The sequence below is a fragment of the Eubacterium ramulus genome, assembly GCF_003122485.1.
In the GTDB taxonomy this organism is placed as follows: domain Bacteria; phylum Bacillota; class Clostridia; order Lachnospirales; family Lachnospiraceae; genus Eubacterium_I; species Eubacterium_I ramulus_A.
The window spans coordinates 58,497-70,534 of the sequence record NZ_JRFU01000009.1; the positions used below are offsets into that span (position 1 = coordinate 58,497).

The 12,038-nt window shown below is 41.4% G+C and carries 14 protein-coding genes; 12 read left to right on the forward strand and 2 right to left on the reverse strand.

The window, feature by feature from the left end; genetic code table 11:
- Positions 1-19: 19 nt before the first annotated feature.
- The 5 genes from minD to LG34_RS01005 all read left to right on the forward strand — a co-directional run bounded on the left by minD (position 20) and on the right by LG34_RS01005 (position 3,914).
- On the forward strand, positions 20-823 hold the full coding sequence (gene minD / locus LG34_RS00985) for a septum site-determining protein MinD (RefSeq protein WP_109214458.1): 804 nt from the start codon (positions 20-22) through the stop codon (positions 821-823).
- A gap of 19 nt (positions 824-842) precedes the next feature.
- Positions 843-1,979 carry an FtsW/RodA/SpoVE family cell cycle protein gene (locus LG34_RS00990; RefSeq protein ID WP_109214459.1) on the forward strand — a complete coding sequence of 379 codons (1,137 nt, stop codon included), beginning with the start codon at positions 843-845 and terminating at the stop codon, positions 1,977-1,979.
- On the forward strand, positions 1,979-2,374 hold the full coding sequence (locus tag LG34_RS00995; protein ID WP_109214460.1) for a methylglyoxal synthase: 396 nt from the start codon (positions 1,979-1,981) through the stop codon (positions 2,372-2,374). Before LG34_RS00990 ends, LG34_RS00995 begins: the two co-directional genes overlap by 1 nt.
- Positions 2,358-3,347 carry a D-alanyl-D-alanine carboxypeptidase family protein gene (locus tag LG34_RS01000; protein ID WP_109214461.1) on the forward strand — a complete coding sequence of 330 codons (990 nt, stop codon included), beginning with the start codon at positions 2,358-2,360 and terminating at the stop codon, positions 3,345-3,347. The genes LG34_RS00995 and LG34_RS01000 overlap by 17 nt, the downstream gene beginning before the upstream one ends.
- A 147-nt stretch (positions 3,348-3,494) precedes the next feature.
- Positions 3,495-3,914, forward strand: coding sequence for a twitching motility protein PilT (locus LG34_RS01005; RefSeq protein ID WP_109214462.1), 420 nt, complete (start codon positions 3,495-3,497; stop codon positions 3,912-3,914).
- Between the two features lie 87 nt (positions 3,915-4,001).
- Here the strand turns inward: LG34_RS01005 and LG34_RS01010 are convergent, their stop codons facing one another.
- Complete coding sequence (locus LG34_RS01010; protein WP_109214463.1) at positions 4,002-4,220, reverse strand: DUF378 domain-containing protein; 219 nt, start codon at positions 4,218-4,220, stop codon at positions 4,002-4,004.
- Between the two features lie 98 nt (positions 4,221-4,318).
- Here LG34_RS01010 and LG34_RS01015 point away from each other — a divergent pair, with 98 nt between their 5' ends.
- The 6 genes from LG34_RS01015 to LG34_RS01040 all read left to right on the forward strand — a co-directional run bounded on the left by LG34_RS01015 (position 4,319) and on the right by LG34_RS01040 (position 9,563).
- On the forward strand, positions 4,319-5,731 hold the full coding sequence (locus LG34_RS01015; protein ID WP_109214464.1) for an HlyD family efflux transporter periplasmic adaptor subunit: 1,413 nt from the start codon (positions 4,319-4,321) through the stop codon (positions 5,729-5,731).
- Positions 5,732-5,780: 49 nt separating this feature from the next.
- Positions 5,781-6,473 carry a YggS family pyridoxal phosphate-dependent enzyme gene (locus tag LG34_RS01020; protein WP_109214465.1) on the forward strand — a complete coding sequence of 231 codons (693 nt, stop codon included), beginning with the start codon at positions 5,781-5,783 and terminating at the stop codon, positions 6,471-6,473.
- A gap of 27 nt (positions 6,474-6,500) precedes the next feature.
- Positions 6,501-7,055, forward strand: coding sequence for a cell division protein SepF (locus LG34_RS01025; protein ID WP_109214466.1), 555 nt, complete (start codon positions 6,501-6,503; stop codon positions 7,053-7,055).
- A 180-nt stretch (positions 7,056-7,235) separates the two neighbouring features.
- On the forward strand, positions 7,236-7,778 hold the full coding sequence (gene lspA, locus LG34_RS01030) for a signal peptidase II (protein WP_109214467.1): 543 nt from the start codon (positions 7,236-7,238) through the stop codon (positions 7,776-7,778).
- A gap of 7 nt (positions 7,779-7,785) precedes the next feature.
- Positions 7,786-8,721, forward strand: coding sequence for an RluA family pseudouridine synthase (locus LG34_RS01035; RefSeq protein WP_333491033.1), 936 nt, complete (start codon positions 7,786-7,788; stop codon positions 8,719-8,721).
- A 194-nt stretch (positions 8,722-8,915) separates the two neighbouring features.
- Positions 8,916-9,563, forward strand: coding sequence for an AAA family ATPase (locus LG34_RS01040; RefSeq protein ID WP_109214468.1), 648 nt, complete (start codon positions 8,916-8,918; stop codon positions 9,561-9,563).
- A 127-nt stretch (positions 9,564-9,690) separates the two neighbouring features.
- Here the strand turns inward: LG34_RS01040 and LG34_RS01045 are convergent, their stop codons facing one another.
- A complete protein-coding gene (locus LG34_RS01045; RefSeq protein ID WP_109214469.1) occupies positions 9,691-10,533 on the reverse strand; it encodes an AraC family transcriptional regulator in 843 nt (280 codons plus the stop codon).
- Positions 10,534-10,724: 191 nt separating this feature from the next.
- Between LG34_RS01045 and LG34_RS01050 the strand changes: the two genes are divergently transcribed.
- The gene (locus LG34_RS01050; RefSeq protein ID WP_109214470.1) at positions 10,725-12,035 is read left to right on the forward strand and encodes an ABC transporter substrate-binding protein; all 1,311 of its coding nucleotides are present in this window, start codon (positions 10,725-10,727) and stop codon (positions 12,033-12,035) included.
- Positions 12,036-12,038 lie beyond the last annotated feature (3 nt).

Sequence of the window (12,038 nt, forward strand, 5' to 3'; positions counted from 1 at the left end):
ACAGGAAGGGATCTTTTGTATGTGTGAAATTATTGTTGTTACTTCAGGAAAAGGTGGCGTAGGAAAGACAACAACTACTGCGAATCTTGGCGCAGGGCTTGCGATGATGCGAAAAAAGGTGCTGATGATCGATACGGATATCGGACTTCGCAATCTGGATGTTGTGATGGGATTGGAACACCGGATTTTGTATAATCTGGTGGATATCGTAGAAGGAAACTGCCGGATCCGTCAGGCAGTGATCCGGGATCGTCAGTTTCCGGGACTGTATCTGATCCCGGCGGCACAGACCAGAGATAAATCAGCGGTGACGCCGGAGCAGATGATCAAGGTGGTCAATGAATTGCGGGATGACTTTGATTACATTCTGCTGGACAGTCCGGCAGGCATTGAACAGGGATTTCAGGTGGCGATCGCCGGAGCGGACCGCGCCCTTGTGGTCACGACACCGGAGATTTCCGCTGTTCGGGATGCGGATCGCGTCATTGGATTATTGTTTTCCGCTGAGATCAATGACATTAAATTAATTGTGAACCGTATCCGCCCGGATATGATCCGGCAGGGACAGATGCTGAATCTGAAGGATATTTCAGATATTTTATGTGTGGATGTGATCGGTGCAATCTGTGATGATGAGCAGGTCGTGATCTCCACAAATAATGGAACACCACTGACCGGAATTGGTACCGTGGCAGGGGAAGCTTATCTGAATATTGTCAGACGACTGCTTGGGGAAGACGTTCCATTGCCAAGATTTGCAGTTCCAAAAACCGGAAAGCGCAGACACCACAGGAAATGGAAACGAAAATACATAACAGGATAAAATAAATCGGAGGAATTTTATGTTTAAGCAATACAAATTAAAAAACTACAGATTTCGGCTGGTAGCATATGTGGTGCTGCTGTGCATTATCGGTGTTATGGTGGTGGGCAGTGCGAAACCGTCGGTTCAGAACAAACAGATCATCGGTATTGCCGGTGGTCTGGTAGTCATGGTGATCGTTTCACTGATTGATTACGGTACGATCCTGAAATTCCGACGTCCCATATATCTGCTGGCAGTTGTATTGCTTGCCGTGATATTTATTCCGGGCGTCGGTGATAATACCGGTGGTGCAACCCGATGGATTCAGGTTACTTCCAGTTTTAAGTTTCAGCCGTCCGAGTTTTGCAAAATCCTGCTGATCATCTTTTTTGCAGGATTTTTTATGAAATATAAGGATCAGTTGAATACCTGGAAGACAATATTGCTCAGTCTGATCCTTGCGGGTATTCCGCTGGCATTGATCGTGAAAGAACCGGATCTGTCAACGACCATTGCAACAACAATGATTTTCATTACCCTCTTGTTTGTTGCAGGATTAAGTTATAAAATAGTAGCAGGAGTGCTGGTACTTGGTGTTCCGGTAGGAATCATAGGCGTGGTACTGATCATGAAACAGGCACTGCCTTTAAAACCATATCAGTACAAACGAATCATGTCCTGGCTGCAGCCGTCGAACCCGGCATATGCGGACGATTCTTATCAGCAGCAAAATTCGATCATAGCGATTGGATCCGGACAGCTCTGGGGAAAAGGATTGAACAACAGTTCCATCACTTCCCTGAAAAACGGTGATTTTATCTCTGAGCCGCAGACGGATTTCATCTTTGCGGTTATCGGAGAAGAACTTGGATTTATCGGCTGTCTGATCGTCATTATCTTATTGCTTTTGATTGTTTTTGAGTGTATACTAATTGCAAAAAATGCGAAGGATCTTGGCGGCAGACTGATCTGTTGTGGTATGGCAGCGCTGATCGGCTTTCAGAGCTTTATCAATATCTGTGTAACAACAGGATTGATGCCGAATACCGGATTGCCACTTCCTTTTGTCAGTTATGGACTGACGTCGATTATGAGTTTGTTTATTGGTCTGGGGATGGTACTAAATGTAGGTCTTCAGGCTAGAAAATATCACGGATTGGGGGACATGGACTAATGAACATAGGGTTGATCGCACACGACTCAAAGAAAAAATTAATGCAGAATTTTTGTATTGCATACCGGGGGATTTTGGGAAGAAATTCGCTGTATGCAACCGGAACAACCGGCAGACTGGTAGAGGAAGCTACCAACCTGTCTGTACACAAATATCTGACCGGACAGCTTGGTGGTTCCCAGCAGCTTGGCGCTGATATCGAAAATAACTACATTGACCTTGTTATTTTCTTACGTGATCCACTGACACCAAAATCACACGAACCGGATGTAGACAATATTGTCCGTCTGTGTGATACACATAACATTCCGCTGGCAACAAATCTGGCTACAGCAGAATTGTTAATCCATTCTTTAGACAGAGGAGATCTTGACTGGCGTGAAATGTACAAATAAAATAAAAGTAATGATTCCGTTGCTTGGAGTCTGCCTGTTACTGGGCGGATGCCAGGAGCGAACCGATGTGGCAGATGCGTATGATGTCTATGCCACATCTGATACTTATCAACTGACAGAGAGCAGCACAGAGAAATCCATTTCCTTGCTGGGACAGGATCTGTGCGTTGGCGGCACAGAAAACACTGCCGCAGCAGATGGCATTGATACGGATTATGCACAGAGTGCAGCGGTCTTTTCCGTTCAGGATGAAGAAATTACCTATGCACAGAATATTTATCAGAGAATGTATCCTGCCAGCACGACAAAGATCCTGACTGCATACCTTGCATTAAAATATGGCAATCTGGATGATGTACTGACGGTTTCTTCCGATGCGGTCAATACACTGATGTCCGGATCCTCCATCTGTGGATTAAAGCCGGGAGATCAGCTGACGCTGGATCAGGCTTTGTATGGTCTGATGCTTTGTAGTGGAAATGATGCGGCAAATGTTATTGCAGAATATATTTCCGGAAGTACCGATAAATTTGCAGAACTGATGAACAAAGAAGCACAGGCGTTGGGTGCAACACAGTCCCATTTTGTGAATCCGCATGGTTTACCAGATGATAACCACTATACGACTGCTTATGATTTGTATCTGATTTTTAACGCAGCCATTAAGGATGACCGGTTTGTGAATTATATTTCCACAAAAAAATATACCACCAGCTATACGGATGCATCCGGAGCGCAGGTGAATCAGGTGTGGGTGAATACCAACGGTTATCTGAAAGGCACTTATGATATGCCGGAAAATGTCACTGTGATCGGTGGTAAGACAGGAACGACAGAAGCAGCAGGAAGCTGTTTGGTTCTGTACAGTGAAAGTCAGGATAAGAAGCCATATATTTCTATTGTATTGAAAGGCAATTCCAAAAAGGAGCTTTATACGCTGATGACGGAACTGCTCACAAATTATTCAAACTAAAGCCACTGAAAATTCAAATTTAACAGTTGTATTTTAGGTGTGGATATAATATAATGAATACATAAACAGTTACTTCTTTTTACGATACAAATGACGCATATACCGTGTGTGAAATGGAAGAAGTGACAGAGGTAGGAGGATAAAATTATGGTTGAAATTATTGCCGGCAAAAAAGGAAAGGGTAAGACAAAATATTTATTGGACAAGGTAAATGCAGCAGTGGAAGGCGCTTCCGGTAATATCGTATATTTGGATAAAAGTCAGAAACACATGCATGAGTTATCAAACAAAGTTCGTTTGATCAACGTTGCAGATTATCCAATCAGCAACTGTGATGAGTTCCTTGGATTTATCTGTGGTATCGTTTCACAGGATTATGATTTACAGGAGATGTATCTTGACAGTTTCCTTACAATTGCAAACCTTGCTGATGATCAGATCGTACATGCAATTGAGAAGCTTGATGTTATCAGTGAAAAGTTCAATGTAAAATTCGTTTTAAGCGTTTCAAAGGACGAAGCAGATCTGCCTGAGTGTGCAAAAGCCAGACTGATTGTTTCTTTATAAGAATCGATTTATCAGGTGTCTTAAGGGGGAATCCTTAAGACACCTTTTTACTTGACAGGAAATCGTGGATTTTTTCTGTATTTATTTTTATGCTTCCTCATCACCGATGGATCGGATACGACCAAAAACGCTGATGAGATAAAGTCCACTGATTCCCACAAGCGCATATATGATGCGTGAAATCCAGCTCATGTTGCCAAAAATAAAGGCAATCAGGTCGAATCGGAAAAATCCGATCAGGCCCCAGTTTACAGCACCGACAATGACAAGTGCCAGCAGGACATTATCCAGACATTTTGTGTTCATAGCACTTCCTCCTTCTGGAACAAGTATTGCCGGTATGGGCAATTTTTATGCGTGATAACGCATATTTTTTGAAAAATAACGTTGAAAGGAAGACCGAAATGAAGAAAAAGAAGCGGAAAATAGTACGTTATCGCAGACGCTTTCATCTGAATATCGGCATTATTATATTTTTATTTGTATTTATCTATTTTGTGATCTATCTGATTTCCTATCTGACACAGAATAATATTTCTGCCTATGAGGTACAGTATGGTCAGATCGCACGAAACAGAACGTATACTGGATTGATTCTCCGTCCGGAGCAGGTATTCTACAGTCAGAATACCGGAGATATTAATTATTATAAAAAAGAAGGAGACAAAGCAGGATACAATGACCTGATCTGTTCCGTTGATAAGACCGGAAACATTTCCTCTGAGATTTCTCAGGCAGGACTGGATGCAACGAACCTGTCAAATGATGAATTGTTAAAGATTCAGAATTCCATCACGAATTATGTTTCCTCTTTTTCCAATATGCAGTTTTATAATGTGTATTCTTTCAAGGAAAATGTGAATGCACAGATTCAGGAGAACCTGTATATCAATGCATTGAACGATCTGTCCGACCAGACGGATTCTGCAGTTTCACAGAATACATTTTCTTTTGAGCGGACGTCTGTAGATGGTATCCTTGCCTTGTATACCGATGGTTACGAGGATGTTACAGCAGATTCCTTTACTGCGGATATGTACAATCCGGCATCTTATACGAAGACGAATCTGAAGGGCAATACGCAGATCACATCGGGACAGGCTATGTACAAGATCGCTACCAGTGAGAACTGGTCGATCATGGTTCCGGTTACGGATGAGGAAGCAGCGCGTTATCAGGAAGAAATCGGAGAAAATTCGGATTCTTTCGTTTTGCATGTGAAATTCCGGAAAGATGATACGGAGACAAATGCAACGACTTATATTAAGGATCTGGATGGGCAGAAATTTTTACAGTTGAATCTGAACAATTCCATGGTACGCTTTGTGTCAGACCGTTATATAGAAGTGGAACTTGGTTCGGATAAGAACACCGGTCTGAAGATACCAAATTCTGCGATCGTAGAAAAAGAGTTTCTGGTCGTACCGAAAAAGTATGTCGGAAAAGGGGATAACTCCTCCAGTGACGGTGTGATCAAGATCACAAAGGATAAACGCGGAAAAGAATCCGCGGAATTTGTATCGATCAATGCGTACGCGGAAACAGACGACAGTTATTATGTATCACAGGATAATCTGTCTGTGGGTGATACGATCCAGATGCCGGACAGCAGCGAACAGTATTCGCTGAAAGATACGGCAAAGCGAAAAGGTGTTTACAATATGGATAAAGGATATGCGATCTTCAAACAGATTGAGGTCATATCCGACAATGAGGAATATTCCGTTGTGCAGAGTGGAACAAAATTTGGTATTTCTCTGTATGATCATATTGCATTGAACGGCAGTGAAGTACAGGAAGGCGATTTCCTGAATTAGCCATAGTTTGTGATAAAGTTATTTGATAATAATCAGGAGGGAAAAATAGATGATCTGTGAAAATTTAAAAGAAGTAGAAGCCAAAATTGAAGCAGCCTGCAAAAGAGCCGGACGTGACCGCTCAGAAGTAACACTGATCGCAGTCAGTAAGACAAAACCGGTTGAAATGTTAGAGGAAGCATATGGAATCGGTATCCGGGAATTTGGTGAGAATAAAGTACAGGAAATGATGGATAAATACGAAGTGATGCCAAAAGACATTCACTGGCACATGATCGGACACTTGCAGCGGAACAAAGTAAAATACCTGATGGGAAAAGCTGCCCTGATCCATTCCGTGGATTCCTTGAGACTTGCAGAGGAGATCAGTGCACAGTCTGTCAAACATGAGGTGACGACAGACATTCTGATCGAGGTCAATATTGCCGGAGAAGAGACAAAATTTGGTACAGACAGAGAGGAAGCAATCGCGTTGGTAGAAGCTGCTGCAAAACTTCCGAATATCCACATCTGTGGTTTGATGACGATTGCGCCGTTTGTAGAAAATTCGGAAGATAACCGCAAATATTTTCAGCAAATCCGTCAATTATCTGTTGACATCAAAGAAAAAAACATTGATAATGTAGACATGCGTATTTTGTCCATGGGTATGACCGGAGACTATGAAGTAGCCATTGAAGAGGGCGCTACTATGGTAAGAGTCGGAACCGGCATCTTTGGTGCGCGTAATTATAATATATAAAAGACGTAGATAGGAGATTTTATCAATATGGGTATGATGGATAAATTTTTAAATATAATGCGTTTGAATGCAGACGAAGAAGAAGATTTTTACGATGATGACTATTATGATGATGACGATGATGATGATTACTATGAGGAGCCAAAGCGCAAATCATTCCGTCGTGAGAAAGCACAGCCGGAAGAAGATCCTGCGATCAAATTCTCTGCTGCAAAAGAACAGAAAGCATCTGCAAAATCTAATTCTAAGGTTACGCCGATGCGTCCATCAAAAAAGAATCAGGGAGGAAATACTGCTATGGAAGTATGTGTGATCAAACCTACATCTGTGGAGGATGCCCGCGAAATTACTGAGACATTATTACGTAACCGTACGGTTGTTTTGAATCTGGAAGGAATTGATCTGGAGATTGGACAGAGAATCATTGATTTTACCTCTGGTTCCTGTTTCGCGATCGATGGAAATTTACAGAAGATTTCCAATTACATATTTATTGTAAGCCCGTCTTCTGTTGACATTTCAGGAGATTTCCAGAGTATTATGGATGCATTTGATGCATCTTCTTTACAGACAGATATTTAATTCGATAGCTGGTGAAATCTATCGAGCAAAGAGCCAGTCGCATATGCGTACTGGTTCTTCTTTTGTAGAAAATGCGAGGAACGAATTGCTTTGCAAAAGTAAGTATCGCATTTTTGACTTTACAGAAACTTAGAATGATAAGTTCCTGAATCATAATGGAAATACAGGGGGGAACATGTGATGTCCGATACGACAAAATCTGCCGTAAGCAGAGGAAAAAGTGTGATTTTCGCAGTGATCAGCTTTGCGATTTTAGTCGCAGCCGATCAGATCACCAAATGGATGGCAGTGCTGCATCTGAAAAATCAGCCTGCAAAAGTACTTATTAACAACGTATTTGAGTTATATTATCTGGAAAACCGTGGTGCAGCCTTTGGAATTTTTCAGGGAAAACGATTTGCTTTTCTGATTATTACCGTAGTTATTTTACTGGTTCTGGCATATTGCTTCTGGAATATTCCATATACCGCAAAATATATGTCTTTGCGCTGTATCATCGTTTTGATCGGAGCCGGAGCAGTCGGCAATTTTATCGACCGTATGAGTAATGGATATGTTGTGGATTTCTTTTATTTTAAACTGATCAATTTTCCGGTATTTAACGTGGCAGATATTTATGTGACATTGTCAGCTGTTTTCCTGGCGATCCTGCTGCTGTTTAAATACAAAGAAGAAGATCTGAATGTTCTGGTGAACAGTTTAAAAAAGAGTAGAAAAGGATAATGCGTACATGAGTGATGCGATGTTAGAAGAATATACCGTGGAGGAAAGCCAGTCCGGAATGCGGTTGGATAAATTTTTGACAGAGATTTATCCGGATCAGACCAGAAGTTTCCTGCAAAAGCTGGTAAAGAGCGGAGAAATTAAAGTAAATGGAAAGCCGGTGATAAAAGCCGGTTTTGTTGTAGAAGGTGGAGACCAGGTAAGTGCATCCATTCCGACACCACAGGCGGTAGAAATCGAAGCGGAGAACATTCCGTTGGACATTCTGTATGAGGATGCGGACGTATTGATCGTTAACAAACCGAAGGGAATGGTGGTTCACCCTTCTGCCGGACATTATAGTGGTACGCTGGTAAATGCCATTATGTATCATTGTGCAGACAGTCTCTCCGGAATCAACGGAGAGATCCGTCCGGGAATCGTACACCGAATCGATATGGACACGACCGGTGCACTGATCATCTGCAAAAACGATGCGGCACATGTGGATATCGCGGAGCAGATCAAGGAGCATACCGTTACACGCCGCTATCGTGGAATTGTGTGCGGTGTCGTCAAAGAGGACGAAGGAACCATAGAAGGCGCCATTGGACGTCATCCGACACAGCGTAAAAAAATGGCAATCAATGAGAAAAACGGAAAACCTGCCATTACCCATTATAAAGTGTTGCAGCGTTTTGCAAAATACACTTATATGGAGTTTCGCCTGGAGACGGGACGCACTCATCAGATCCGTGTGCATATGGCAAGCATCGGGCATCCGCTTCTTGGGGACGAACTGTATGGAAATCCGAAAAATCTTGCGATGAAGGGATTGCAGGGACAGACGCTGCATGCTATGGTGATCGGGTTTGTCCATCCGACCACCCATGAATATATGGAATTTGAAGCTCCGTTGCCGGAGTATTTCCAGAACTTATTGAAAAAACTTCCAAAGCAGTAGTGCATCCATGAAAAGTTTAGAAGGATTATTTTGGAAAATTTGTAGGTGAGCAATAGGAACAAATATTTTACAACTTGTGCATTGGAACGGTAAGGAGAAATCATTGAATTTTCAGACAAAACAGGTTTACCGTTGAGATTTTTGCAAAAATGTAGTATACTATAAATAGTAAGTGAAGGAAAGGGGGATTTCCTATGAGAAATCTTGTAATTGCAATCGGACGTGAATTTGGAAGCGGCGGAAAAGAAATCGGACAGAAATTGGCTGACCGGTTAAATATAAAATGTTACGACAGTGAATTACTTTCTATTGCAGCAAAAAACAGTGGATTCTGCGAGGAAATTTTAAAGAAAAATGATGAGAAACCGACAAACAGCTTTTTATATTCTTTAGTCATGGATACATATTCCATGAGTGGATACACATCAGCCCCGTTTGTAGATATGCCATTGAACCATAAAGTATTCCTGGCACAGTTTGAAGCAATCAAAAAAATAGCATCTGAGGAATCCTGTGTTATCGTAGGAAGATGTGCAGATTATGCATTAGCAGGAAATCCGGATTGCGTCAGTGTATTTATTCATGCAGACATGGATTTTCGTTTAAAGAGAATTAAAGCAGATACCGATAAAGAGTTTAAGGATGATAACAAGGTTATCGATTTTATTAACAAGACAGATAAGAAACGTGCAAATTATTATAACTACTACTCCAGCAAGAAATGGGGCGATTCACGCAGTTATGATTTCTGCATCGACAGTTCCGTACTTGGTATTGGTAAAACGGTAGATATGATCATTGAATATCTGAAGATTCGTTATCCGGATGAAAATATCAAATAATATATGAAAATGTTTAGAATACGCTGCGTGTGACAGAAACGTATTTCAAAACGAAACATAAAGTGCTTTCAGGTAATCCATAAAGGAATGTGATCTGGAAGCACTTTTTTGATAAGTTATCTTGCATTTATTTGTGCTGATTTCTCCATTCTCTGGGAGAAACACCGTAAATATTCTTAAAGGCCCGGGAAAAATGCAGCTGATTTTCATATCCGACAGCAGAACCGATATCTGCAATCGACAGAGAAGTCAGTTTCAGAAGTTCTGCTGCCTTCACCATGCGGTAATTCATGAGAAATTCCTGCGGAGACTGCCCAGTACTTTTCTTGAAAATCTTTCCAAGATAGCTGCGGTTGATACCACAGACCGCTGCCACATTTTCAATGGAAATATTATTCTGAAAATTCTGTTCAATATAATTAATCGCCTCTTTAATATAATAGTCACTCATTTTGTTGCTGGATACTAATTGTGTAGAGTGAGCTGATTGAATCAGATAATCCAAAAACAGGTATAAATGTCCGATGAGGTGAAATGAAGATTCTTTTGGATGATGAGTGATATATATCAGTTCTTCTGCCAGTTTATCCCGCAGTTCTTTATTGCGCGGATGATAGACTGGTTTATTTTTGGAAAAATCCGTCATACTTAATGCTTCTGTGATCCGCAATCCGTCAAATTCTACCCAGATATATTCCCATGGTACGTTTGAGTCTGCAATGTAGGTCGTGACCTGTCCAGGAAAAATCATAAATCCCTGTCCGCTGCGTATTTGGTAAGTTTGCGTTACTCCTTTCGTATCATCTGCCAGCAGAGTTCCTGTTCCAGTAAGAATATAATGAAACAGATAGTGATTGCGGGCAGCCGGTCCAAAAGAATGTCCTGGATCACATTTTTCGTAGCCATACTGATACAGACACAGGTCAATAAAATTTTCATTTGGAAAAATATGAAATAAAAGATCAGGCATTGGAAACTCCCTCCAGAGTATTGCAACTATTATTTAAAAAGTAAAAATATACCATTATGTGACATACATATTGATTATAGCACAATAAAACGCATAATGATATAAAAAATGAAAAATGCGGATATTCTAGGTCGCATTTTGAGATGTTACAATCATTTTAACAGAAAAAAACAAGAAAGGAAGCAGAAAATATGGCGAAAAAGAAACTGATCTGTGGATTGACAGCTCTTCTTCTGGCAGGATGCGGACTGACCGGTCTGATGGGATGCGGAAAACAGGAGACAGCGGCAGGTAAGACGGAGATTGAAATTGTCTCATACAAAAAAGAAGCAGTAGATACGTTTAATGAGATTGCTGAAAAATTTAATGAAACGCATGATGATATTCATTTGACCATTGACTCTCCGAATGAAGCAATGACGATTTTGAAAACACGTTTTATCCGGGAAGATTATCCGGATATCGTTGTCATCGGTGGTGATATGGATTACTCCAATTTTTTAGATTCGGATCTTTTTGCTGATATTTCAGATCTTGATGTGCTCAGCGAAACAAAATCCTCCTATCTGGATATGGATAAACAATTGGAATTTATCCCGCAGGAGGGGACATACGCGTTGCCATATGTCGCAAACGCGGCAGGTATCCTCTACAATAAGGATCTGTTTGAGGAACATGGATGGAAAGTACCTCAGACATGGAGTGAATTTATGGCTCTTTGTGAACAGATTCAGAGCGCGGGCGTTCAGCCGTTATATTTCGGATTTAAAGATACATGGACCTGTCTGGCTCCATGGAATGCGCTGGCTGTCGGCCTGGCGGATCCGCAGCTTTGCAGTGAAGTAAATAATGGAACGACAACTTTTACAAAGGGGTATGATGAAACGGCAGAAAAGATAAAAGCGCTGCTTGGCTATGGAGAAGCAAACCCGACTGCTTATAGCTATAACGATGCATGTACGGCATTTGCCCGTGGTCAGTCTGCCATGTATACTATCGGAAGTTATGCGATTCCACAGATTAAATCTGTTAATCCGGATATGAATATTGGTACCTTTACATTCCCGGCAAATGAGGACGAAGCAGATAATGTATTAAACTCCGGCATTGATGTACAGTTTTGTGTTATGAAAGCCTGCAAAAACAAGGAGGCTGCCTACGAGGTATTGCGTTTCCTGTATGAGGACGATACAATCCGCACTTATCTGGATGAGCAGGGTGGCATTGCATGTAAACAGGGTGATTTTCCACTTTCTTCTGAACTGGAAGGGGTACGCTCTTATATTGAATCCGACCGTATGGCTGACTTTCAGGATCATCACTATCCGAGTGAGATGAGTGTGGATGCCATGATTCAGACGTATCTGCTGGATGACAGCGCAGATACCAAAAAAACTTTCCTGAACAAATTTGACAAAGACTGGAAGCGATACAATCGGGATCTGATCTGGAAAGTGCAGCAATATAATGAAAAAGAAGGAACATCGGAGGATACGAAATGAAAT